This window comes from Acinetobacter sp. ABJ_C4_1 (assembly GCF_044538495.1).
GTDB classification, from domain to species: domain Bacteria; phylum Pseudomonadota; class Gammaproteobacteria; order Pseudomonadales; family Moraxellaceae; genus Acinetobacter; species Acinetobacter nosocomialis_A.
In genome coordinates this window covers 23,434-46,836 of the sequence record NZ_JBIUCQ010000006.1, presented here as the reverse complement: position 1 = coordinate 46,836, position 23,403 = coordinate 23,434, and the positions used below count along the sequence as shown (strand labels likewise).

Here is a 23,403-nt window from a genome sequence, read left to right as displayed (position 1 = left end):
TTTTAATCGTATTTTTGGTATAAAACGCCCCTTGAATGAATTCATCCGTTTACATTTAGTATGACTGGCCACAGATTTGCTGTTGGCTAAATCAATGGAGTTACACCATGTCTAAGGTTTGCCAAGTTACCGGCAAGCGTCCAGTCGTTGGTAACAACGTCTCACACGCCAACAACAAAACCAAGCGCCGGTTCGAGCCGAACCTGCACCACCACCGTTTCTGGTTAGAAAGCGAAAAACGTTTTGTACGTCTTCGTTTAACCACTAAAGGTATGCGTATTATTGACAAATTGGGTATCGAAAAGGTTGTTGCAGACCTTCGTGCTCAAGGTCAAAAGATCTAAGGAGTCTGAGCAATGCGTGATAAGATTCGTCTCGTTTCTTCAGCTGGTACAGGTTATTTCTATACCACGACTAAAAACAAACGTACTATGCCGGAAAAAATGGAAATCAAAAAATTTGATCCAAAAATCCGTCAACACGTGATTTTCAAAGAAGCTAAAATCAAATAATTTTAGCCTCGAAAAAAACGACTTCTTTAAGAAGTCGTTTTTTTTTGCATTTTTTTTATACCCGCCTTTTTGTTAAACTTTCTACATATTCCGCCTTGGCATTTTTTATGCTTGTCTTTAGCCTAACTCACGTAAAAGGAGTTTTTAGTGCCGCATGACGTAGATTTAATTATTTTACTTGCTGTTGGTTTCGGCGTTGCCCTCTTTTTTGGCTATATTGCTGCCCGACTACGACTTCCCCCTCTTATCGGCTACTTAATTGCCGGAATTATTATTAGTCCCAATACCCCTGGCATAGAAGCAGATATTCATCTTGCCAACCAACTTGCTGAACTCGGTGTAATGTTCCTCATGTTTGGCGTTGGGATGCATTTTTCATTAAATGATCTTTTACAAGTTCGACGTATTGCCTTACCTGGTGCGATTTTACAAATTGCGGTTGCCACCTTACTTGGCGTTGGCGTTTCAATGTTATGGGGCTGGAGCTTTGGTTCAGCACTGGTTTTTGGCTTAAGCTTATCGTGTGCGAGTACCGTTGTATTATTAAAAGCTTTAGGAGACCGTGGTCTTTTAGACTCTGTAAACGGAAAAATTGCGGTAGGTTGGCTGTTAGTTGAAGATTTAGTGATGGTACTTGTTTTAGTACTTCTTCCAGCTACAGCAGTTTTACTCGGTGGAAAAGCACCGGCGGGCGCAGAAGGAAACATCTGGCTAACGCTTGGAATCACCCTATTAAAGGTGATCGGCTTTATTGCCTTTATGCTTATTGTGGGTAAGCGTGTTGTTCCTATCATAATGCAGTTTGTTGCGCGTTTAGGTTCAAGAGAGCTATTTACGCTGACCGTTGTAGCAGCAGCTGTTTCAATCGCCTATGGCTCTTATGCTATCTTTGGCGTTTCAATGGCCTTAGGGGCCTTCTTTGCGGGGATGGTCGTAAAAGAATCAGACTTTAGCCACCGTGCAGAAGAAGAGACTCTTCCCCTACGTGAAATTTTCTCAATTTTATTTTTCGTTTCGGTAGGAATGTTGTTTGATCCACATATTCTTATCGAGCGTCCACTGCATATTTTGGCAGTTATCGCGATTATTATGGTAGGTAAAACACTTGCTGCAATGGCCTTGGTTTTATTCTTCCGCTATCCAATTAATACTGCTTTGACTGTCGGGGCCAGCCTTGCACAAATTGGTGAGTTTTCATTTATTTTGGCTACACTGGGAGTTTCTTTAGGTCTATTAACCCTAGAAGCGCAAAACCTAATTTTAGCGGGTGCTTTATTCTCTATTACGCTTAACTCTTTTGTTTTCTCGGCAGTTGAACCTGTACAACGCTGGATTCGTGAACGCTCTCATTTGGCACGACTTCTTGAACGTAGTGGTGACCCACTCGCTATGTTGCCAGATGAAGTCGATCAGGCTTATCTACGCGATCAAGTGGTAATTGTAGGATATGGTGGCGTTGGACGACGTATTACTGAAAATTTAATTAATCAGAATATTAAAGTCGTGATTGCAGAAGAAAATCGTGAAATTGTAGAAAAGTTACGTCAAGCGAATATTGCTGCCGTAAGTGGTGTAGCAACTGAACCCGGCGTTCTCATTCAGGCCCATATCATGCATGCACGTCTTTTGGTGATTTCCCCTATGGATATTTTAGATATCCACCGGATTGTGGATATTGCCAAACAATTAAACCCTCAAATTCAGGTTTTAATTTGTGCAGAAAGTAAAGAAGAAGCTGCCGTTATTCGAGATGAAAATATTGGCGAAGTCTTCTATGCAAAAGAAGAAATGGCGAAGAATATGAGCCATCATATTTTAAATCAAATCGAGCTTGCGCATCAGTCAACACATCATTAACGCATACAAAAAAGCGTACTCAAGAGTACGCTTTTTTTAACTTAGGAATTTAGGCTGCTCATCTACAACTTCAGCCTGCCATTCATTAACCTGCTTCTCTAGCAGTCCAAATAAAGCAGCTTGAATCATATGCTGGGCAACGATAGGCGTTTGCTCGCCTAATATCTCTTTTAGTTCATCACTAAATTGAATTTTAACCAAAGGCTCTTTTTCAGAACCAGCATTACGCAAGGCGAGCTCACCACCTTCGAGTTGGACTAACTCCAACACTGCTTCTTGATTTCCAAATAACTCTTTCAATTGCTGTATAGACATATACTTCCTCCATGTTTCAACATGGTGGCAAAGCACCCTTGCACTTTGCATCTCTCGTCTTATTTATATAGGCGCACTGGGATTAAATTTCAAGCGCTCAGACAGTTTAATTTTAGAACTCGACCATTTCGTTACGAAAACCATCAATTAAATGACTTAACTCTCTATGCCATTCACGCAAAATTTTCACATCAGGTAACCATGATTGTGGCCCCTGAGTCACTTTAATGATCAAATTAGAAGAAGTTTCTTCTTCCGGTGTCGGTTCAGTAGGTTCCGGTGCATATTGGCACATGCGGTAAGCACGCTTTAACTCTGCAACAAAACCATCTTTTGCCAATTGCTGCAAAACAGAAACTTCAGGAGAAACCTGTCCTTTTGCCGCCATATGTTCTTCAATCGATTTTAATGTCGGCTGTGAATCGTTTAAACGGTAGTAACGTACCAGTTCTTGCAAAAATGCCAGCATCGCACCATGCAAGTGAAAGACAGCTGTTTCACGATACGCTTGCACCTGTTGTACATGATCAGTTTGCTCTGCTTGTTGACACGCTAAGCGTGCAAAATAGAGCTTTTGATTGGTACGATCGGCATGATAACGAGCAACACGTGACATAACTAAACTTTCCTGTTCTAAAATTGCCATCAATATGGCTATTCTTAGCTTAACGACTCCATTGATAAAATCAACGTTATTTATGGAAAATCCAAAGCGACTTGATAAATTTTTCGTTTAGCCTGCACTTTCAACTTCTGCTTCAATGGACGCACATTACTTAGAACCCAAGCGAAATATCCTTCACTCCAACCAGTAGCACAGGCAGGTTCAATCTCATCATTTTGCCAAACATGAATAGAGACAACATCGGCCAAAGCGACAGCTATTTCCTCTTCTTCATCACTATCATTGATTAAAAAATTCTGGTTTTCAACAATTAATAGATCTTTAAGAGGCAACTCTGTAGGCACCCATGAACGAACTTCTAGTGTCTTTACACCTTGGGCTATACGGGTCCCATTTGGAGCAACCACAGAAAGAGCTAAAAATTGTTGCATAAAAGCATTACTCTTCAGCGGCTTTAACGCGAATTCCGTAACCTTTTACTTTAAGTGTATTTAAGCCTTTAATGGCTTTGATCGCTTCACGTGGATTCGGCATTTCGACAAAGCCAAAACCTTTTGATTTACCTGTCTCTTTATCGGTTACAACGACGCAAGACTCAACTTTACCATAAGCCTTAAACAGCTCTAAAACTTCAGCTTCAGTCACTAAACGATCTAAATTACGAACTAATATTTTCATTTTCCAACCTTCATTGGCCTTCAAAATAAAGGTCAATATACATTTGAGTATTTACAGTGTCTTATACAGTAGTTTAGTCGAGATCGATACCAAAACCTAAGTTTACTGTTCGTGAAGTGTTCCATTGTTTTTTGGCAAATGGCTGTGGAACTTGACGATGAATTTTTGCCTGAACTAAATGCGTGGGTAGATCATTTAAGAAATAACTTTCGATTTTACGGCCTTGTTCATCATACGTGTCTTGTGACCATGTATTAAGATTTTGCTTCGTCAAAATCAATTCATTTTCCGCACGTGTTAATGCAACATACAATACGCGGCGCTCTTCTTCGACATCATCAAAATCTCCCTGTGCCCTTGCATAAGGATATTGATTTGGAGATACATGCGGTACATAACATACTTTTTGCTCTGCACCTTTAGCCGAATGAATTGTAATTAAGGTCACTAAATCATCATCACCCGCTTTTTCAATTTCAGAGACTGAAATAGGTTCAAGCACATATTCTTCAAGAAACTCACCAAGCGAGGCATGCTTACGCGCCAGTTGTTTAACTAGATCAAAATCTCTAGCGCGACGTGACCAGTCTTTAGTTTTATAGTTTTGCTCTAACTGTTCACTTAGGGCATCGAGTGCCAAACCAATACTTGCTTCAACATGCTGCTGTAACACATCAAGCTGCTTCAAAATCAAAATAGCCTGTAAAGGAACTTTTCCATGACGCTCCAAACGCTGACAACGCTCTTCAACCTCACCAATGCCCATTAACTCTTGTGCTAACTTACTAGCCCCAACGTCACCAATGCCATCCCATAAGGTTAAAAAGCGCATCCACGCCAAGTCATCCTGTGGGTTACTCACAATACGTAATAGACTGAGCACATCCTTTACATGTGCGGATTCCAGTAACTTTACGCCACCAATAAAACGATACGGAATTTCAGCAGCAATAAATGCCCCTTCCAAATAGCGAGCGCTGTAGCCAGAACGAACCAACACCATATGGTCGTACCAATTTGCGCCCTGCTGATGTCGCTCTATTAAATCTTGTGCAATCCAGTTGGCTTCTTCAAATTCATTACCAAACAAATGCAGTTGTGGCTTTTGCCCTTTGCCACGATGTGCCTGTAGCTGTTTTTCATAATCGATTGGACTATGCGCCAATAACCAATTTGATAAATCTAATATTTCTTGAGTCGAGCGGTAATTTAAATCTAAGGTATGAATAACCGCGTCAGGAATACGTTCTTTAAAAGAATGAATATTTTCGAAATCAGCACCACGGAAACCGTAAATTGACTGGGCATCATCTCCTACACAAAATAATTTCACCTTGCCAATCAAGGGCTGTAAGAGTGCCCACTGTAAAGGGTTGGTATCTTGCATTTCATCGACCAATAAAGCTTGGCAGAAACCAGCAACCCAATCTGTTAGTGGTTCGGAATTTTGCAAATGAACAGCGACAATCGACAAAATATCGTCATAGTCTAAAAAGTTACGCTCTCTTTTACGTTGCTCATAAGTTTTCATTAGCTCCGCAATTTGTGCCTTGTACTCATACGCTTCAGGTAATTGCTTGAGTAATGCCTCAGAAAGCTTAGATTGCGTATTGCGGGCATAAGAATACAAATCACACAGCTCTGCTGCTTTAGGCAAAACGTTATCTTTGTCTTTGCCTCTCAATAAGCGAAACATGAGTAACTGATCATCTCGATCAATAATACTAAATTGGGTTAAACCAAATGCTTGTGGATTACGGCGTAGCAAGTACATGCAAAAGGTATGAAAGGTTGATGCTCGCAGACCTTTGGCTTGTGCCCCAACATGCTGTTCGACCCTTGCCACAATTTCACTCGCAGCACGGCGCGTGAAGGTTAAAATCTGGATTTGATTTGCAGGTAATCCCTGATCAATTAAATAAGCTGCGCGAGCAACAATGGTTTTAGTCTTGCCACAGCCCGCTCCAGCCAAAACCAGACAGTTTTGAGCCGTAGTCGTTGCTGCCTTTTTTTGCTGAGCATTTAATTCATTAATTAACTTTGCAAGACTCATAACACACATCGCTAAAACACCAAGGCCTAGTTTAACAGACCCATGTCACGAGATGGACCTTCGCTCACTAAAAACAAAAAAGGACACCTTAAGTGCCCTTTTATTCGCTATTTAATTTAAGAAACTGTTTTTGAGCTAGAAGGTAAATGTTTAATTGCAGAAGCAAGTCCTAAAAAGTTAATGCCCTGAAATAAAATATCTACTGCCAAAAACATTCCTAACACCCAAAACGGTGAGTCCTTAGAAACTAAAATTAAAATACCTGTAGCGAGGGTTAATAACCCTGAAAATAAGGTCCAGCCCCACCCTGCAATTGGTCTTAATAAAAATGCATTTATGGTGCGGATTACCCCAGCAATAATCAGTGCAATCGATAACAGGCTAGTTAAAACCACAGCTGTAGTCACAGGTGTAGAAAATGCGTAATAGCCAGCCATTAAATACAGCACTCCAAAAAGCGCCCATAGCCATCGGCTACCACCTTTAAATACACTTAAGGCAGCAATCAAATGCAGAACACCACCTATCATCATCAAAATACCGAATAAGAAAACAACCGAAAATGTTGCAAATGGTAATGAGCTAAATAAGACTAAACCGAAAATAATGAGCACGAAGCCTAATATTAGATACCATTTACGATCAGCATGTAGCTGATTACGAACTAAATCATTACCTACAGTTTTCATCATGGCTACTCTTATTATCAGGTATTAGGAAGTATATATAATGTCATTATAGTGATGTACTTCACATTTATTGTCTGTATAAGATGTGCATCGTTTATTAACAATTGATGTGGATAAAACAGTATTTATCCACAATTTTATTTCAACCAACCAATTTCTTGAGCTGTTGGTAAACCTATGACTGTTTCTTGTAAATCACTCGGCATTTTATTGGTCTGCTCAGACAATGCTGTTCGGCCACCCATGATTTCTGCTAACTTTTGTGGGTAAAGAGGCACTTTTTCAGGTTCTGCATAACCTAATGGATAGATCGGCTGGCCTGTTGTTAAATCATATTTATCTTTTGCGCCAAAGCCATGTAATAGCTCATGGACAAGAACGACCTGATTTTGTGAAGCTTGTGTTTTGGTCGCAAACAAATTAACGCTACCAATACGGCCTTTTTCTAAAGCAGTCGAATGCACCAAAACTTTTTGATAACTTGGATCATAATAATTTAAATAAAGTTTGAGTGATGCTCCGCTATCTTCAGACTGTTGTTGTCGCCACGCATAAAAACGAAATTTTAAACTCCACCAAATTATATTCAAAATATTGGCATTTTGCGGAACTACAGGTGGTCTTTGCTGTAGTTCTTGACCTAAACGAATTTCAAAGTTACTTGATTGTCCACGATAATGCTGTGACCATTCACTTAAATAGCTTTTGAGTGTTTGGAAATCAGCGTTTTGTAGCTGATGAATATAAGCTTGTGTAGTTTGTAAGCCATCCGCATTTACTGGATGCAATACCACGATAACAGGCTGATTCCAATCTTGGTTCTGGTCACGCCATGCCTGAACTGCAACGATTAATAAAATAATCAATAAACACAAAATCCGAATGTTTTTCCACATTCTTGTTCCCCATAAAAATTAAATTTTCTTTTATTGTTGTTGATATAAAAAATGCTAGCTGAGCTAGCATTTTTTATCTGTCTTATTTAGCCTTCAATCCATTTACCATCTTGGAAAATTAGGCTCCATTTAGTTTGTTTACCTTCTGGTGTTTCAGATCCCACATATTGTGATTGGTTCTTACGACTAAACTTCACAATAGTTGGATTACCTTCAGGGTCTACATCTGGAGCTTGTAAAATAAACTGGTATTTTGGATCAAGTTGGTCAGCCACGCTACGAAGCTCAGCAACTTTTGGTGCACGTGTTTCACGAATTTTCGGAAACTTACTTGCAGCCAAGAACAGACCAGCCGCGCCATCACGCAACACGAAATAGTCATCATGCTTCGTTGAGCGCAAATGTTCCATCTTGATTGGTTCTACACGCGGAGGCGCAGGTTGACCACTCTTCAAGACTTTACGAGTATTGTCACAGCTTGTACAAGCGAAATACGGACCAAAGCGACCAGTTTTAAGCTGCATTTCGCCGTCGCATTTATCACATGGAATAGTTGGGCCATCATAACCCTTAATCTTGAACTCACCTTCTTCAAGCTCATAGCCATCGCAGTCTGGGTTGTTACCACAAACATGTAGTTTGCGACCACCATCAATGACGTAGCTGTCCATTGCTGTACCACATTTAGGACAACGATGTTTTGACATCAAGTCAGCCGTTTCAGCTCCATCATCATCAGATAACGCTGCTAAAGACTCAACTGGCGTTAAGTTCAAGGTTCCTTTACAACGTTCCTTAGGTGGCAAGTTATAGCCTGAACATCCTAAGAATACGCCGGTTGTACCCGTACGAATTTGCATTGGACGTGAACATTCAGGACAATGTACTGCTGGTACTTCAACTGGCTGGTTACGGCGCATACCTTGCTCGCCTTGAGCATTGGTCAAACGCTTTTTGAAATCACCATAGAATGTATCTAGTAATTCTTTCCAGTTACGCTCACCCATTGCTACACGGTCAAGCTGACCTTCTAAATCTGCTGTAAAGGCATAATTCATCAGGTTATTAAAACTTTCATCAAGGCGGTCTGTCACAATCTCGCCCATTTTCTCTGCAAAGAGACGGCGATTTTCTAATTTGACATAACCACGTTCTTGAATCGTAGAAATAATGGCAGCATAAGTTGACGGACGGCCAATACCGCGCTTTTCAAGTTCTTTTACTAAAGATGCTTCAGTAAAACGAGCTGGTGGCTTGGTAAAGTGCTGACTTGGGTCCAGCTTCTCTAATTTTAAAATTTCACCTACTTTAATTGCAGGTAAAATAATATCGTCGTCAGATTTGTTAGCACCACGAACTTTTGTAAAGCCATCAAATACAAGCGTACGACCTTTTGCCTTTAATTCAACATTGCCAGCTTCAACAGTTAAAGTTGAAGATAGGTATTCTGCTGGTGTCATTTGACAAGCAACAAATTGACGCCAAATCAAATCATACAACCGCTGAGCATCACGCTCTACACCTGCAAGCTGGTCACCTGTAAGTGCAACATTTGATGGACGAATTGCTTCATGGGCTTCTTGAGCACCCGCTTTGTTACCATAGCGGTTTGGCTTAGCTGGTAAGTATTTCTCACCAAACTGGCTTTCAATATGAGCACGAACCATATTTACAGCGTCATCACTCAAGAATGTTGAGTCCGTACGCATATAGGTAATAAAACCAGCTTCATACAAACGCTGCGCCAGCATCATGGTTTTCTTCACAGAGAAACCTAAGCGTGTACTTGCAGCTTGTTGTAAAGTCGAAGTGATATATGGTGCGCTCGGATTCACCTTAGTCGGCTTATCTTCACGCTGTGCAACTTTATATTCTGCGTTCTTTAAAACTTCTAATAAAGCATCAGTTTCAGCTTTATTTTTCAGTTTAAGCGTCTTACCTGCTTGTCGAACTGCTTCAAGACGGATGTCATCTTTTTTGGCTTGCGTATCTGCAAAAACTTGCCAGTATTCTTCTGGAATAAAAGCACGAATTTCACGTTCACGTTCAACAACAAGCTTTACAGCTACAGACTGTACACGACCTGCCGACAAACCACGGGCAATCTTTTCCCAAAGTAATGGCGAAACCATGAAACCCACAACGCGGTCTAAGAAACGACGCGCCTGCTGTGCATTAACACGGTTTAAGTCTAGGCGAGTTGGCTGTTTAAATGCTTCTTGAATGGCATTTTTAGTAATTTCGTTAAATACCACACGATGATAACGACTATCGTCACCACCAATCACTTCGCGTAAGTGCCAAGCGATTGCTTCCCCTTCTCTATCCAAGTCCGTTGCGAGATAGATTGCATCTGCATCTTTTGCAAGTTTCTTGAGTTCAGCAACAACATTTTCTTTGCCAGGTAGAACTTCATAGTGTGCCTTCCAGTCATGTTCCGGATCGACACCCATACGATTAATCAGCGCAGATTGGGCTTTTTGTTCTTTTTCAGCTTCAGTGAGTTTTGTCCGGGCAGCCGGCTTTTTCTCTGTTGATTTGCTGCCACCTGTTGGCAAGTCACGTACGTGCCCCACAGAAGACTTAACAATGTACTGCGAACCTAAATATTTGTTGATGGTTTTCGCTTTGGCAGGCGACTCCACAATCACTAAGGCACGTTTATGTGCAGCAGAGGCAGTAGATGCTGTGCTTTGAGATGCAGAGCGCGAGGTATTCGCCATATAAAATGTTATTCCTATACCAATAAATTTAAAAATCAGGCTTCAGCCAAGGCCAACAGATAAGCCTTCATCTCATCTAATTGCGTGGCTTTTAGGTCCGATTCCTCATCCCAATAAAGGCCTACACAGTTTGCCTGCATATCAATAGCATAAATCCCTTTTAATGCAATGGGAGAATCATTAAATTTCTCATCACCCTGCACTACTTTTAATTTTCCGTCTATAACACGAGCACGCATGAGCGTTAAACGAGCATCGGGGATCAATACACTATAATAAGCAACCATGCTGGCACGCTTTTCAGTTGCCATCGGGACATGTGTCCATTCAGGTGCGGCAATTATGCGTGGATGTAGCCCCATTTTGCGGGCTTTGTCTCGCATAATACCGAGTGCCTTTTCACGTGGACTCACTCTTAAACCAAAAATGGAGCCTAGCACGAAAAGAACAATGATAACGGTAACCCAAATTCCGATATTGTCCATAGCAAAACCTATTAATCTCTTTTATTAGAGTTGCATAAGCTGACCAGAAAACGCAAGTTACATCATAAAAATAATGTCCAATTAACCGACGAGGTTAAAAACTACAACATTTCCTCATAGATATTCTTAGCAATCTAGGCACAATATTTAGGCGCTCTTTTCAGTTTCAAGAGTACATAACTTACCAAACCGATCCAGATGTGCATCTCCCCACGTTTTTAGAGCAAGAAGAATCTGCTCCAGCCCGCGCCCCAAATCAGTCAGACTATATTCCACTTTAGGGGGAACTTGAGGATAAACCTCTCGGTGAATAATGCCATCTTGTTCTAACTCACGAAGCTGATTGGTGAGCATTCTTTGCGTAATGCTTGGAACTCGTTTACGAATTTCATTGAATCGTAAGGTTCCTTCATTTAATAAATGCCAAAGAATGACACATTTCCATTTACCATCAATCAAACTGATTGCGGCTTCAACTGAACAACCTGGTGAGCAGTCAAAACTTGAATGTCGAGCTTTTGCCATTTTACAGTATCCTTTTTGACACTATGAGCGTTATTTGTCTGTAGTCACTATTTTTAAGCTTACGTTATGATCAAACTCTCAACAAGAGGAATAACGATTATGAAAGCTGTGGCATATCAAAAAGCAGGGCCTATTACATCGCCAGAGGCACTCGTAGATATTGAACTCGACACTCCCGTTGCAAAGGGTCATGATTTGCTTGTTCGCGTACAGGCTATCTCGGTCAATCCAGTCGATACCAAAATACGTAAAAATGTAAGTGCTGAATCTGGCTGGAAAGTGCTTGGCTGGGATGCTGTAGGTGTGGTTGAAGCGACTGGAGATAAAGTCACTCAATTTAAAATAGGTGATGTGGTCTGGTATGCAGGCGCTTTAAATCGCCAAGGCAGTAATAGTGAATTGCAATTGGTTGATGACCGTATTGTGGGGCTTAAACCGAAAACTTTAGAAGCAACTGAAGCGGCCGCTCTTCCTTTAACTGCAATCACGGCTTGGGAGATGTTATTTGATCGTCTGCAAGTTCCAAAAAATGCACCAGCTCATACGACTATTTTAGTGATTGGTGGGGCTGGCGGTGTAGGTTCAATTACCATTCAGCTTCTTAAGCAATTAACTAACCTCACGATTATTGCTACAGCTTCGCGCCCTGAAACAAAAGAATGGGTAGAACAACTAGGTGCCGACTATGTATTAGATCATCGCGAGCCTTTAGCCCCACAAATCAAGCAATTAGGCTTAAATGCACCTTTATATGTATTCTCAACTACTCAAACAGATCAGCATTTAGCAGATATTGTAGAGTTGATTGCACCACAAGGACATTTTGGTTTAATTGATGACCCTGAACAGTTAGATATTAAACCGTTTAAATCGAAGTCTGTATCGGTGCATTGGGAGTTTATGTTTACGCGTTCAATGTTCCAAACTGCAGATATGCAAAAACAAAGTGAACTATTAAATGAAGTCAGCAAGCTGGTTGATGAAGGGAAAATCAAAACGACAGTGACTGAAGTTTTAAGTCCAATTAATGCAGAAAACTTAAAACAGGTTCATCAGCAAATTGAGAGTGGTACAACAAAAGGTAAGATTGTCTTACATAGCTTTTAAATAAAATTGAAAATATTTTCAAATAAAAAGGCAAGTACTAAACTTGCCTTTTTATTAATAGTGCGGGGGTTTATTCGTTAATGGATCAAAAGGTGCAATGCCTTCTGATAAATCCGAAGATTCCACACGTTGATAAAGTAATTGCATTTGTTTTTTCAAATCAGCTATTTCCTGAGTTTGAATAGCGAGTTGTTGATTTAATTGTTCAACTAAATCATCCAAAAATGTAATTCGCACTTGCAAATCTTCAATGGGTGCGGAAAATGACGCTTGATCATCATGATATGGTGGTTTAGTCATTTAAATCCTCATTTGAGATTCTGGAAAACATTATGGCCTATATTACCCTAAGGGATGTCCAACTTGCTTTTGGCGGACCTGCCCTGCTCGATGGCGCGAACTTTAATCTAGAACGTGGCGAACGAGTCTGTTTAATTGGGCGTAATGGTGAAGGTAAGTCTACTTTACTTAAACTCATCGAGGGAAGCTTATTACCAGATTCTGGTGAAGTTTCTATTCAAAATGGTTTAACGGTTTCTATGTTAGCCCAAGACGTTCCAATGGACTCTGGCAAAGTTGCTGACATTGTGGCAGACGGCGCAGGAGAAGCTGCTGAAGTACTCAGAGCTTATCATGAAGCAACCGATGCTTGTATGCTAGGAGACATGGAAGCATGTGACCGTATGGGTAACCTTCAGCACAAGCTAGACCAACTAGATGGTTGGGCGCTTGAAAACAAGGTGAATGCCCTATTAAGTAAAATGGGACTCGACCCAAATGCAGATTTGGCAGACTTATCTGGTGGACGTAAACGCCGTGTTTTACTCGCTCGTGCTCTTTTAACGCAGCCAGACGTACTCCTTCTAGACGAACCGACCAACCATTTAGATGTTGAAAGTATTGAGTGGCTAGAAAAATTCCTACTCGATCAAAATAATTTAACACTTCTATTTATTTCGCATGACCGCTCTTTTGTAGATAGCATTGCGACTCGAATTGTTGAACTTGACCGCGGCATCCTACGTGGTTACGAAGGTAACTATTCACGCTATTTAGAGCTAAAAGCTCAGCAAATGGAAGCAGAAGAGAAACAAAATGCTTTATTTGATAAAAAATTAGCTGAAGAAGAGGCTTGGATTCGTCAAGGCATTAAAGCACGTCGTACACGTAACGAAGGTCGTGTTCGTGCATTAAAAGCTTTACGTGAAGAATCGAAAGCTCGCCGTTCACAACAAGGCAAAGTGAGTATGGCGACTCAAGAAGCAAATCGCTCTGGTAAATTAGTATTTGATATTGAGCACTTAAGCGTATCTTATGATGGTAAACCACTCATCAAAGACTTCTCGACGCTTGTCATGCGTGGTGATCGTATTGGCCTAGTAGGTGATAACGGTGTTGGTAAAACTACGTTAATTAAAGCCATTCTAGGTGAAATCGAACATGGCGGTTCTGTTAAGACAGGTACTCAATTAGAAGTTGCTTATTTTGATCAATTACGTAATGCCTTAGATCTTGAAAAAACAGTCATGGCAAACGTTTCAGAAGGCTCTGACTTTGTAGATGTAAATGGCAACCGTCGTCATATCTACAGCTATTTACAAGATTTCTTGTTCTCACCTGAACGCGCACGTACACCAGTAAAAGCCCTTTCGGGTGGTGAGCGTAACCGTATTTTGCTTGCTAAATTATTGCTTAAACCATCGAACCTGATTGTGATGGACGAACCAACCAATGACTTGGATATGGTGACTCTTGAGCTACTTGAAGAGATGCTTTCTGAATATAAAGGCACGCTATTACTTATTTCGCATGACCGTGCATTTATGGATAACGTTGTCACTTCTACTTGGGTATTTGATGGCAAAGGCAATATTGCAGAATACATTGGTGGTTACCAAGATTACTTACTACAACGTCCAGATGACAAAGTAGTAGATCAGAAATCTGACGTTAAGAAAGCTCAAGCAAAAGCTGAAGCGGAAAAAGCTGCGGCTCAAAGTACCGTGAAAAAGGTGAAATTGAGCTATAAAGACCAGCGTGAACTTGAGCAACTTCCTGCTGAAATCGAGAAATTGGAAGTTGAACAAGCCGAGCTTTCTGACAAACTTGCAAATGGTTCGTGGTTTGTGTCCGATGCAGATGCTGCGACTCAAGCAAGCCAACGTCTCGCAGAAATTGAAGAATTACTGCTTGAAAAATTAGAACGTTGGGATGAACTTGAGCAAATGAGTAAAGGCAGTTAATCAATAAAAAAGGGCTTTAATTAAAGCCCTTTTTTTGGATTTAGAATTTCTAGTAATGTCATAAAAGGTTTATAAACGAATAAAGAGATGAAGCGAATTAAACGTTCAAATATCTGTAACTGCAAAACCATACAAGTCAGGATAGCCAAAACAAGACTAATGAAAATGTTAATCTCTACCGAATATTTAAAACTTAATTGATGAGTCAAAACAATAATTACAAAACCATGCAATATATAAACTGGTAGCGTTTTTTGACCTAAACCGATCCAAGGTCGTTTAAATTTTTGAGTGAGTACAAATAAGCTCAAAACACCCATAGCCGATAGCAACATAATTACACTGCGAATCAGTATTCCCTGCCATAGATCTACATGGAGTTGAAAATATGACAAACTGCCAAATAACCAGTAATAACTATAATGACTTATAGCTGCTACAGCAGTAATGATGAATAATGTAATAACGGCAAATAACTTTGCATAAGGCAACTGCGGAATATACTGGAAAATGGTTTTACCATAGATCGCCCCCACCATAAAAAAAGGTAGAAATACGAAAATTCGACCAATCGAATAGCTGTAATTATTGATGGGTGAGCATCCAATAAGTAAAGCTAAAACGATTGAAAACAGAACTGGATATGTCGTCTTTTTTAGGAAAAAAGCGAGAACCGTCCAAGCCACCATACCAAATAAATACCATAGCACCCAATAAGGCTTAGCAAACCATACCAAATGAAACGACCAATTCCATAAACTTCCGTTATAGAAGGCATCAAGCAATTGAAATAAAAATTGAAATGGCAAATACAACGATAAAAAGTAAATTACCTTTTCTAGGATTTTCTCTTCTTTAAAAAACATGCCTGATATAAAAATAAAAGCTGGCATATGAACAAAGTAAATGCCCCCTAAAATTGCTTGATTTAGAGGTTCGTTCCAGCCAATTAACCTTTCAAGGTAATGACCTAATACAACCAGAAAAATTAAGATGCCTTTTGTAGCATCGATATGGAGATTTCTCATAAATTTCTATGAAATCAGGATATTCATATCATACTGAATTATTCTTATTTTTTGATTCAAAAAGACAATAAGTAAAGTTTCGCTGTATACAAATTAATTATGATATACCTATCAGTATAATAATATTTAAGGATATTCCCGTGCTAGATCTCTCTCAAATTTTGGCATTCGGACTCATTTGCTTGGCGATGGTACTCACCCCGGGTCCAAACATGATTTATCTTATATCTCGTTCCATTAGTCAGGGCAAACTCGCAGGTTTTATTTCCCTCGGTGGCGTTGCGGTTGGTTTTGTATTCTATATGCTCTCTGCTTCTTTCGGGATTACGGCACTTGTGGTCGCAGTTCCATATGCCTATGACACGATTCGTATTGTAGGTGCCATATATTTACTCTGGCTTGCATGGAAAGCATTACGTCCAAATGCTGCACCTATTTTCAGTGTAAAAGACTTATCTATCGATTCACCATTAAAATTATTTTTAATGGGCTTTTTGACAAATTTATTTAATCCCAAAATTGCGATTATGTATTTGTCTTTATTGCCACAGTTTATACACCCACAACAAGGCAGTATTTTAGCGCAATCTATTCAACTCGGAACCATACAAATTTTTGTAAGTGTTTCAGTAAATGCACTGATTGTGTTTTCTGCAGGTAGCATTGCGCTCTTTCTACAACAAAAACCGCTTTGGACAAACATCCAACGCTGGATTATGGGTACCGTATTAGCCGGACTCGCTGTTCGTATTCTTTTAGAACACCGCCGATAACCCACTTTATTTTTCTTTACAGACTCTAAACCTTCAATTTACTCCTGTGTATTACGACGATAAATTCAGTTCGTGATACACTTTTGGCAGTTTTAACTTTTTCAATTTTTTATATCGTTATGAGCCAAAAGCAGCCTTATACGCCCGGTGAGTTTCAGTGGTCCTTTTTATTACCCAAATATTGGGGTGTATGGATTGCGATTACTTTCCTCATGCTTTTGGCTATTTTACCGTGGGCGATTCAATGGCGTTTGGCTCACGGGTTAGCAAATATCGCTTGGAAATATTTAAAATCTCGTCGCAAAACTACTATTCGTAATTTAGAAGTTTGCTTTCCCGAATGGTCATCTGAAAAAGTACAGCAACAAGCAAAACAAGTTTTTGTAGATATGATGCTTGGTATTTTTGAGACCTTAAACGCTTGGTATAAGCCGTACTGGTTTAAAAACCGTGTCACGATTGAAGGCTTAGAGCACATTACCAATGCTCAAGCACAAGGCAAAGGTGTTTTATTACTGGGAACTCACAGTACTTTGCTTGATGCTGGTGGTTATGTATGTGCTCAATATTTTGAGCCAGATGTTGTATATCGTCCTCAAAATAACCCTCTACTCGACATGCTTATTTATCGTTGCCGAGCAACCATTTATAAAGCACAAATCGATCATGATGATATGCGTGGCTTAATTCGCCACCTTAAAGATGGTGATGCAATTTGGTATAGCCCCGACCAAGACTTCGGGCTCAAACAAGGTGTTATGGCACCATTTTTTGGAGTACCAGCTGCTACAGTAACGGCTCACCGTCGTTTATTAAAAATTTCAAAAGCAGTTGCAGTCCCTTTATATTTTTATCGTCAGGGCGACGTACACGACCCTAAATATCACATCTTGATTGAACCTGCGGTCGACAATATGCCAAGTGAAGATGAAATCGATGATGCAACCCGCGTAAATAAGATTATTGAGAATCAGCTTCGTATCGCACCAACTCAATATATGTGGTTCCATCGCCGATTTAAAACACGTCCAGAGGGATATGAAGAGATCTATTAAGATAAAGCTGCAATGAGTTTAAATTGGTAGTAGGCACAACATTATTTATATGACTCGCGGAAACGTCATCCACAACCTGCCCAAAATCAGTGAAGATACTGTTTCTGCGATATAATTTGATACACACAAGCAGTGAACAGGTTTTGTGGATGAGAATGGTTTTGCCTACTTTTGCCAAAACAAAAGTAGGTCGAACCGAAGGTTAATCTCTAAATTTCGACTTCAAAATCGCAAGATCCCGCTTTGCTACAATCTAAAGGCAAAAAACAATGAAAGTGATGCAACTTCTCCCAGAACTCAATAGCGGTGGCGTAGAACGCGGCACACTGGAAATTGCACGTGCACTAGTTGCACAAGGCCACCAATCTTTGGTTGTGTCAAATGGCGGACGATTAGTGTCTCAACTTGAAGCCGAGGGCTCTAAACACTTAACACTACCGATTCATAAAAAATCTTTATCGAGCTTATGGCAAATCCGCCCTTTACGTCGACTTATTGAAGAGCATCAGCCCGATATTGTTCATGTACGCTCACGTGTTCCTGCTTGGCTTACGCATTTTGCCTTAAAAGGAATACCAACACATAAGCGCCCTCACCTCATCAGCACAGTACATGGTTTCTACTCAGTCAATCGTTATAGTGCAATTATGACTCAAGCTGAAAAAGTAATTGCTGTTTCTGACAGCGTAGTTAAATACATCACTGACCATTATAAAAACTGTCCACCTCAAGATATTGTCCGGATTTATCGAGGGATTGATCCAGCTGCTTTTCCACATAACTACCAACCCTCAGCACAGTGGTTTAATCAGGTTTTTAATGATTTTCCTGAACTCGAAAATAAATTTTTACTATGCTTGCCTGGCCGTATTACGCGTTTAAAAGGACATGAAAGCTTAATTGAATTGATGCAACAGCTTCAGTCGCAATATCCTCAACTACATGCTGTTGTTGTGGGTGGTGCCGATGCTAAAAAACAGGCCTATTTAAGTGAGTTGCAAAGCACCATTCAAAGCAAAGGACTTGCAGATAAAATTACCTTTGTAGGACATCGCTCAGATATACGTGAATGGCTCGCTTTTAGCGACATTGTGCTCTCTCTATCCAATCAAGCAGAAACATTCGGTAGAACAGCATTAGAAGCGCTCTCAGTCGGTACACCGGTGATTGGCTGGAACCGTGGAGGTGTTGCCGAGATTTTATCGAATGTATATCCACAAGGTCTTGTTGAAGCTGAAAATGAAAAAGCCTTAGTCGAAACAGTAAAACATCATATTGAACAACCTCAAACAGTCGCTCCTGTAACAATGTTTAGTTTAAAATATATGTGCGACCAAACCCTTGAGCTATATCAAAGTGTACTGAAATAACGTAATAAAAAACCCGCGATGATCGCGGGTTTTTTTACAACTAAAAGAAAGCAGTCTTATTTAAATGTTGCTTCATAAGCAGCAGCTTTTTCATAGTCATATTGTTTTTCCCACTTACTGATTACAAGTACCGCAAGCGCGTTACCTACAACGTTCAACGCAGTACGAGCCATATCCATGATACGGTCAACACCAGCAATAAATGCTAAGCCTTCTACAGGAATACCAACACTACCTAATGTCGCTAATAACACAACGAATGATACGCCAGGAACACCTGCGATACCTTTAGAAGTAATCATTAGTGTTACAACCAAAATCACTTGTTGGCTGATTGACATTTCGATACCGTAAAGCTGTGCAATAAAGATTGCTGCAATACTTTGGTAAAGCGTAGAACCATCAAGGTTAAATGAATAACCTGTTGGGATTACAAAACTAGAAATCGCTTTTGGCGCACCGTAAGCTTCCATTTTTTGCATAATACGCGGTAAAACTGTTTCCGAACTTGCAGTCGAATACGCCAAGATTAATTCATCTTTCAAAATCTTAAACAATGTAAAGATATTGATGCTGAACATTTTTGCAGTTAAACCAAGTACCACTAAAGCAAAGAACAAGATTGCACCGTAAACCAATACAACCAATTTACCTAATGGAATAAGTGAAGCGAAACCGAAGTTTGCAACAGTTACAGCGATTAAACCAAATACACCCACTGGCGCATATTTCATGATGATGTGCGTCACACGGAACATTGTTTCCGAGATAGCATGAAATACATTTAATAGCGGGTCTTTCGTCGTAGCTGGCAATGAAGATAAGCCAATACCAAAAAGCACAGCAAAGAAAATCACAGGTAACATTTCGCCATGCGCCATTGAACTAATAATGTTCGTTGGGATAAGCGATAATATTGTCTGCATGATGCCATGAGACTGTGACTGTACTTCTTCAGTTGTATGCTTATATTGAGAAATATCAGTTTGAACCAGTTGAGACATATCAATGCCTGAACCTGGATGGAAGATATTCGCTGCAACCAAGCCAACTAAAATAGCAATAGTAGTAATAATTTCGAAATAGAGAATGGTTTTAAAACCAAGACGCCCTAGACTTTTTGTACTGCCAACACCAGCAATACCTAAAATCAATGTAGAGAAAACGATTGGAATAACAATCATTTTAATCAGGCTAATAAAGATCTTACCTAATGGAGTAAGAACATTAGTTACAATACTATCTTTGATTTCAGGCTGATTATGTAAAACAGCCCCGACAACTATCCCTAGGATTAAAGCAATTAAAATTTGCCACGCAAGGCTAAATTTAAAATTCTTCATAAGACAATCCTTATGCACCGCAAAGTATCAAATATGAGAGGGAGAAGAACACTATTCTTATAGTGAAACCTCAATATGTGCAGTAATTTCCAAACAGAAATTTAAATACACAAGCAAATCACAACCCGCCGATCCGGCGAAGTAAACAACAATGCCTGTTGACGATCCAACATGTCAACGATCGGCACATTCTATTGAGATTTGCCAATTAAACAAGTCCAATTTATGTCTAAATAGACCAAAGCCTATATTTATTCCTCAATAATCTATAAAAACAAAAACTTAACAAAAAAGTTTTTTGTATCTATTTTCATCGGAAAAAGCTCGAATATATAAAAAAATTTATGGACTACTACCTATATTAAATAGATTTTAAAATTAAGATAACCTTAAAAAATTTTCTTTAATTTACAAATAATTAAATGATATTTATATAAATATCAACCCGAGTTCTGCGTCCTGCAAAACTCGGGTAAATGAGGTTGTGCTTTCAGGGTATATAATTCTTTTTATCGCTTCCGTTCTAACATCCTATCCGTGATGTCGTTCCATATCAGCTTAGTGCATCCTTACTTGGGATTATCCATTCCCGCTTCCGTGTGCCGATGAATGTAGAATACGGGTTTTAGCTCCCCCTGCCTATTGGACCTAGACTCAAATCTTTGTACGATATTGCTTACAACTTATTTTTATATACTTTTCTCTTTATAAGGCTCAGCAATTTCATCAGTTACTATTTTTTCTTCTTTTTCAGCTTTAGCAATACCTTCTTGTATCGCAGCTTGAGCTTCCTCTTCATCATCTTGAGTTTGCTCTACTTCTTCTTGAATTTCTTCAAATATTCGACCTGTTTGTAAAACGACGTAGACAGGAAAATGATCTGATCCAATATGAGATAAACGCTGCATTTTTACCAAACCGAAGTCTGTACTGTGAAATATATGGTCGAGTGACCAACGTAATAAAGGATAGTCTGCATGAAAAGTATTTATAAAATGTCGCCCAACTCGCGGGTCGAGCAACCCACTAATACGCTGAAATAAACGGGTTGTCCGTGACCACGCTACATCGTTTAAATCCCCCATCACAATACAACTTTCATCTAAATCCTTAATTTGATCTCCAACAATCAGAAGCTCTGCATCTCGCAGTGTTGAATCTTTTGCTTCAGTTGGACTAGGCGGCTTTGGATGTAAACAGTAGAGCTGAACAGGCATACCAGAACGTAAGATAACCGTAGTATGGATAGAAGGAATTTCATTACTTAAAATGAATTTGACCTCAACATTTTTAAGCGGTAGTCGACTATATAAATGCATGCCATATAAGTTATCGAGAGGTACAGGCACACGGTAAGGGTAATCCCCTTCAATTTCTTTTAAAGCATTTTCCCACGTTTTATCTGTTTCTAAAGTAAGGAGTAAGTCAGGTTTGAGTGACCGCACATGCTCAAGAAGCAAATGATATTTATCATTAGGCATGAGCACATTGGAAACGATAAGTGAAATTTGCTTTTTGGGATCTACTTGCTGTTGTTTGACCTTTTTAACCTGCTTTTTCCAAAACAATGTATAAGGCAAAACCATTTTAAGTTGATAAGCAATTGCCGCGATGAGCACCGCAAGCAAAAGCTCACGCCCGATATTCCATTCATCCGGCCAAAACAGCATGCCAATTAGAGCAATTAAGCCAATAAATAGAATTTGTAGCCGTGGAAAATCAGCCCCTCTAAACCACCACTCATCACGAGGGATAAGTGACCAGAAAGTCAACCAAATCACCACCACAGATAGAACTTCGATATAAATCATTGAAATTACTCTTTTAAGATGATTTGTTTTTTAATGTTTTTGTCATCTTTATCAATTTTGTATGTAACATAAACAAGATATTCTACTCAATAAAATTGCTGTTTTGATTCTGTAACGCTTGCAGTTGTGAGCACTTTTGATACACTCAACTCCCCCTAACAATTTTAACGCACCGAGGCAAAATGACATGAAAGTAGGTCTGGTCGGTTGGCGCGGGATGGTCGGTTCCGTCCTTATGCAACGTATGGTTGAAGAGAATGATTTTGCTCATATTGAGCCATTCTACTTCTCTACCAGTAATGCAGGTGGTGAAGCTCCTTCATTTGGTGGTAAGACTGCCCCAGCACTTATGGAAGCTACAGACATTAATAGTCTGAAGCAAATGGATGTCATTATTACCTGCCAAGGTGGTGACTACACGTCTGAAGTTTTCCCACAGTTAAAAGCAACTGGTTGGGATGGCTACTGGATTGATGCTGCATCTACTTTACGTATGTCTGATGATGCAATCATTGTTCTTGATCCAGTTAACCTTAACGTGATTAAAGACGGTTTAGCGAAAGGTACTAAAACTTTCGTGGGTGGTAACTGTACAGTATCACTTATGTTGATGGGTGTGGGCGCACTTTTCCAAAATAATTTGGTTGAGTGGATGACTGCAATGACTTATCAAGCGGCATCAGGCGCTGGCGCACAAAACATGCGTGAGTTGTTAACAGGTATGGGTTATTTATACAACAATACCAAGACCTTGTTAGATGATCCTAAATCTGCAATTCTTGATATTGACCGTCAAGTTGCTGAGTTACAACGCGGTGAAGGTTTCCCTTCTGCAAACTTTGGTGTGCCACTTGCGGGTTCATTAATTCCTTACATTGATAAACAGCTTGAAAGCGGTCAATCTAAAGAAGAGTGGAAAGGTCAAGTTGAAACCAACAAGATTTTAGGTAACTCTCAAATCGTTCCTATTGATGGTCACTGTGTTCGTATCGGTGCAATGCGTTGCCACTCTCAAGCATTAACGATCAAACTGAAAAAAGATGTTCCGCTTGATGAGATCGAAGATATGATTCGTAACTCAAACCAGTGGGCTAAAGTCGTACCAAATACACGTGAAGCATCTATGACTGATCTTACACCTGTAGCTGTGACTGGTACCTTAACTGTACCTGTAGGCCGTTTACGTAAACTCAATATGGGTAAAGAGTATCTCGGTGCATTCACAGTAGGCGATCAGCTACTTTGGGGTGCTGCTGAACCTTTACGTCGTATGTTACGTATTTTAGTAGAATACAAAAGCTCATAATTTGACCTG

Annotated in this window: 23 protein-coding genes; 9 read left to right on the top strand and 14 right to left on the bottom strand. The window is 39.8% G+C overall.

Annotated features, from left to right (window positions below):
- Positions 1 to 107: 107 nt before the first annotated feature.
- The 3 genes from rpmB (at position 108) to ACIF8R_RS09415 (ending at position 2,369) form a co-directional block, all read left to right on the top strand.
- Complete coding sequence (gene rpmB / locus ACIF8R_RS09425) at positions 108 to 344, top strand: 50S ribosomal protein L28 (protein ID WP_000048256.1); 237 nt, start codon at positions 108 to 110, stop codon at positions 342 to 344.
- Between the two features lie 12 nt (positions 345 to 356).
- Entirely contained in the window at positions 357 to 512 is a 156-nt protein-coding gene (gene rpmG / locus ACIF8R_RS09420; RefSeq protein WP_001205031.1) for a 50S ribosomal protein L33, read from the top strand.
- A 147-nt stretch (positions 513 to 659) separates the two neighbouring features.
- On the top strand, positions 660 to 2,369 hold the full coding sequence (locus ACIF8R_RS09415; protein WP_004698868.1) for a cation:proton antiporter: 1,710 nt from the start codon (positions 660 to 662) through the stop codon (positions 2,367 to 2,369).
- A 36-nt stretch (positions 2,370 to 2,405) separates the two neighbouring features.
- Here the strand turns inward: ACIF8R_RS09415 and ACIF8R_RS09410 are convergent, their stop codons facing one another.
- From ACIF8R_RS09410 to ACIF8R_RS09365, 10 genes are all read right to left on the bottom strand, one after another.
- Positions 2,406 to 2,684: a hypothetical protein gene (locus ACIF8R_RS09410; protein ID WP_002053465.1), complete on the bottom strand. Its 279-nt coding sequence runs from the start codon at positions 2,682 to 2,684 to the stop codon at positions 2,406 to 2,408.
- A 112-nt stretch (positions 2,685 to 2,796) separates the two neighbouring features.
- Entirely contained in the window at positions 2,797 to 3,300 is a 504-nt protein-coding gene (locus ACIF8R_RS09405; RefSeq protein WP_004710685.1) for a DUF6586 family protein, read from the bottom strand.
- Positions 3,301 to 3,380: 80 nt separating this feature from the next.
- On the bottom strand, positions 3,381 to 3,740 hold the full coding sequence (locus ACIF8R_RS09400) for an ASCH domain-containing protein (RefSeq protein ID WP_396480409.1): 360 nt from the start codon (positions 3,738 to 3,740) through the stop codon (positions 3,381 to 3,383).
- A 7-nt stretch (positions 3,741 to 3,747) separates the two neighbouring features.
- Entirely contained in the window at positions 3,748 to 3,987 is a 240-nt protein-coding gene (locus ACIF8R_RS09395; RefSeq protein ID WP_004698872.1) for an RNA-binding protein, read from the bottom strand.
- A 73-nt stretch (positions 3,988 to 4,060) separates the two neighbouring features.
- Complete coding sequence (locus tag ACIF8R_RS09390) at positions 4,061 to 6,040, bottom strand: ATP-dependent helicase (protein WP_396480407.1); 1,980 nt, start codon at positions 6,038 to 6,040, stop codon at positions 4,061 to 4,063.
- A gap of 116 nt (positions 6,041 to 6,156) precedes the next feature.
- On the bottom strand, positions 6,157 to 6,729 hold the full coding sequence (locus tag ACIF8R_RS09385) for an HdeD family acid-resistance protein (RefSeq protein ID WP_049066792.1): 573 nt from the start codon (positions 6,727 to 6,729) through the stop codon (positions 6,157 to 6,159).
- Positions 6,730 to 6,866: 137 nt separating this feature from the next.
- Positions 6,867 to 7,625 carry a hypothetical protein gene (locus ACIF8R_RS09380; RefSeq protein WP_396480405.1) on the bottom strand — a complete coding sequence of 253 codons (759 nt, stop codon included), beginning with the start codon at positions 7,623 to 7,625 and terminating at the stop codon, positions 6,867 to 6,869.
- An 86-nt stretch (positions 7,626 to 7,711) separates the two neighbouring features.
- A complete protein-coding gene (gene topA / locus ACIF8R_RS09375) occupies positions 7,712 to 10,348 on the bottom strand; it encodes a type I DNA topoisomerase (RefSeq protein ID WP_396480403.1) in 2,637 nt (878 codons plus the stop codon).
- Between the two features lie 35 nt (positions 10,349 to 10,383).
- On the bottom strand, positions 10,384 to 10,833 hold the full coding sequence (locus tag ACIF8R_RS09370; RefSeq protein WP_002053270.1) for a hypothetical protein: 450 nt from the start codon (positions 10,831 to 10,833) through the stop codon (positions 10,384 to 10,386).
- A gap of 147 nt (positions 10,834 to 10,980) precedes the next feature.
- Positions 10,981 to 11,358 carry a winged helix-turn-helix transcriptional regulator gene (locus ACIF8R_RS09365; RefSeq protein WP_311087150.1) on the bottom strand — a complete coding sequence of 126 codons (378 nt, stop codon included), beginning with the start codon at positions 11,356 to 11,358 and terminating at the stop codon, positions 10,981 to 10,983.
- A gap of 99 nt (positions 11,359 to 11,457) precedes the next feature.
- On the opposite strand from ACIF8R_RS09365, the gene ACIF8R_RS09360 reads away from it, so the two are divergent.
- On the top strand, positions 11,458 to 12,465 hold the full coding sequence (locus tag ACIF8R_RS09360; RefSeq protein ID WP_396480402.1) for a zinc-binding alcohol dehydrogenase family protein: 1,008 nt from the start codon (positions 11,458 to 11,460) through the stop codon (positions 12,463 to 12,465).
- A 54-nt stretch (positions 12,466 to 12,519) separates the two neighbouring features.
- Here ACIF8R_RS09360 and ACIF8R_RS09355 read toward each other — a convergent pair whose 3' ends face one another.
- A complete protein-coding gene (locus tag ACIF8R_RS09355) occupies positions 12,520 to 12,765 on the bottom strand; it encodes a SlyX family protein (protein ID WP_002053395.1) in 246 nt (81 codons plus the stop codon).
- A 32-nt stretch (positions 12,766 to 12,797) separates the two neighbouring features.
- Here ACIF8R_RS09355 and ACIF8R_RS09350 point away from each other — a divergent pair, with 32 nt between their 5' ends.
- Entirely contained in the window at positions 12,798 to 14,708 is a 1,911-nt protein-coding gene (locus tag ACIF8R_RS09350) for an ATP-binding cassette domain-containing protein (RefSeq protein ID WP_396480400.1), read from the top strand.
- Between the two features lie 20 nt (positions 14,709 to 14,728).
- On the opposite strand, the gene ACIF8R_RS09345 is transcribed toward ACIF8R_RS09350, so the two are convergent.
- Positions 14,729 to 15,736, bottom strand: a complete 1,008-nt coding sequence (locus tag ACIF8R_RS09345) for an acyltransferase family protein (RefSeq protein ID WP_396480398.1) — start codon at positions 15,734 to 15,736, stop codon at positions 14,729 to 14,731.
- A gap of 140 nt (positions 15,737 to 15,876) precedes the next feature.
- Between ACIF8R_RS09345 and ACIF8R_RS09340 the strand changes: the two genes are divergently transcribed.
- The 3 genes from ACIF8R_RS09340 (at position 15,877) to ACIF8R_RS09330 (ending at position 18,934) form a co-directional block, all read left to right on the top strand.
- Entirely contained in the window at positions 15,877 to 16,509 is a 633-nt protein-coding gene (locus ACIF8R_RS09340; protein ID WP_396480396.1) for a LysE family translocator, read from the top strand.
- A 119-nt stretch (positions 16,510 to 16,628) separates the two neighbouring features.
- Positions 16,629 to 17,564 carry an LpxL/LpxP family Kdo(2)-lipid IV(A) lauroyl/palmitoleoyl acyltransferase gene (lpxL, locus tag ACIF8R_RS09335; RefSeq protein ID WP_396480394.1) on the top strand — a complete coding sequence of 312 codons (936 nt, stop codon included), beginning with the start codon at positions 16,629 to 16,631 and terminating at the stop codon, positions 17,562 to 17,564.
- 269 nt (positions 17,565 to 17,833) lie between these two features.
- Positions 17,834 to 18,934: a glycosyltransferase family 4 protein gene (locus tag ACIF8R_RS09330; protein ID WP_396480392.1), complete on the top strand. Its 1,101-nt coding sequence runs from the start codon at positions 17,834 to 17,836 to the stop codon at positions 18,932 to 18,934.
- Positions 18,935 to 18,990: 56 nt separating this feature from the next.
- Here ACIF8R_RS09330 and gltP read toward each other — a convergent pair whose 3' ends face one another.
- Complete coding sequence (gene gltP, locus ACIF8R_RS09325) at positions 18,991 to 20,277, bottom strand: glutamate/aspartate:proton symporter GltP (protein WP_087605936.1); 1,287 nt, start codon at positions 20,275 to 20,277, stop codon at positions 18,991 to 18,993.
- A gap of 689 nt (positions 20,278 to 20,966) precedes the next feature.
- Positions 20,967 to 22,088: an endonuclease/exonuclease/phosphatase family protein gene (locus tag ACIF8R_RS09320; protein ID WP_396480390.1), complete on the bottom strand. Its 1,122-nt coding sequence runs from the start codon at positions 22,086 to 22,088 to the stop codon at positions 20,967 to 20,969.
- A 187-nt stretch (positions 22,089 to 22,275) separates the two neighbouring features.
- Between ACIF8R_RS09320 and asd the strand changes: the two genes are divergently transcribed.
- The gene (gene asd / locus ACIF8R_RS09315) at positions 22,276 to 23,394 is read left to right on the top strand and encodes an aspartate-semialdehyde dehydrogenase (protein WP_311069523.1); all 1,119 of its coding nucleotides are present in this window, start codon (positions 22,276 to 22,278) and stop codon (positions 23,392 to 23,394) included.
- The last annotated feature ends 9 nt before the right edge of the window (positions 23,395 to 23,403 follow it).

Coding starts and splice junctions, on each gene's coding strand:
- rpmB (WP_000048256.1), top strand. CDS start 108: ATGTCTAAGGTTTGCCAAGTTACCGGCAAGCGTCCAGTCGTTGGTAAC.
- rpmG (WP_001205031.1), top strand. CDS start 357: ATGCGTGATAAGATTCGTCTCGTTTCTTCAGCTGGTACAGGTTATTTC.
- ACIF8R_RS09410 (WP_002053465.1), bottom strand. CDS start 2,684: ATGTCTATACAGCAATTGAAAGAGTTATTTGGAAATCAAGAAGCAGTG.
- ACIF8R_RS09405 (WP_004710685.1), bottom strand. CDS start 3,300: ATGTCACGTGTTGCTCGTTATCATGCCGATCGTACCAATCAAAAGCTC.
- ACIF8R_RS09400 (WP_396480409.1), bottom strand. CDS start 3,740: ATGCAACAATTTTTAGCTCTTTCTGTGGTTGCTCCAAATGGGACCCGT.
- ACIF8R_RS09395 (WP_004698872.1), bottom strand. CDS start 3,987: ATGAAAATATTAGTTCGTAATTTAGATCGTTTAGTGACTGAAGCTGAA.
- ACIF8R_RS09390 (WP_396480407.1), bottom strand. CDS start 6,040: ATGAGTCTTGCAAAGTTAATTAATGAATTAAATGCTCAGCAAAAAAAG.
- ACIF8R_RS09385 (WP_049066792.1), bottom strand. CDS start 6,729: ATGAAAACTGTAGGTAATGATTTAGTTCGTAATCAGCTACATGCTGAT.
- ACIF8R_RS09380 (WP_396480405.1), bottom strand. CDS start 7,625: ATGTGGAAAAACATTCGGATTTTGTGTTTATTGATTATTTTATTAATC.
- topA (WP_396480403.1), bottom strand. CDS start 10,348: ATGGCGAATACCTCGCGCTCTGCATCTCAAAGCACAGCATCTACTGCC.
- ACIF8R_RS09370 (WP_002053270.1), bottom strand. CDS start 10,833: ATGGACAATATCGGAATTTGGGTTACCGTTATCATTGTTCTTTTCGTG.
- ACIF8R_RS09365 (WP_311087150.1), bottom strand. CDS start 11,358: ATGGCAAAAGCTCGACATTCAAGTTTTGACTGCTCACCAGGTTGTTCA.
- ACIF8R_RS09360 (WP_396480402.1), top strand. CDS start 11,458: ATGAAAGCTGTGGCATATCAAAAAGCAGGGCCTATTACATCGCCAGAG.
- ACIF8R_RS09355 (WP_002053395.1), bottom strand. CDS start 12,765: ATGACTAAACCACCATATCATGATGATCAAGCGTCATTTTCCGCACCC.
- ACIF8R_RS09350 (WP_396480400.1), top strand. CDS start 12,798: ATGGCCTATATTACCCTAAGGGATGTCCAACTTGCTTTTGGCGGACCT.
- ACIF8R_RS09345 (WP_396480398.1), bottom strand. CDS start 15,736: ATGAGAAATCTCCATATCGATGCTACAAAAGGCATCTTAATTTTTCTG.
- lpxL (WP_396480394.1), top strand. CDS start 16,629: ATGAGCCAAAAGCAGCCTTATACGCCCGGTGAGTTTCAGTGGTCCTTT.
- ACIF8R_RS09330 (WP_396480392.1), top strand. CDS start 17,834: ATGAAAGTGATGCAACTTCTCCCAGAACTCAATAGCGGTGGCGTAGAA.
- gltP (WP_087605936.1), bottom strand. CDS start 20,277: ATGAAGAATTTTAAATTTAGCCTTGCGTGGCAAATTTTAATTGCTTTA.
- ACIF8R_RS09320 (WP_396480390.1), bottom strand. CDS start 22,088: ATGATTTATATCGAAGTTCTATCTGTGGTGGTGATTTGGTTGACTTTC.
- asd (WP_311069523.1), top strand. CDS start 22,276: ATGAAAGTAGGTCTGGTCGGTTGGCGCGGGATGGTCGGTTCCGTCCTT.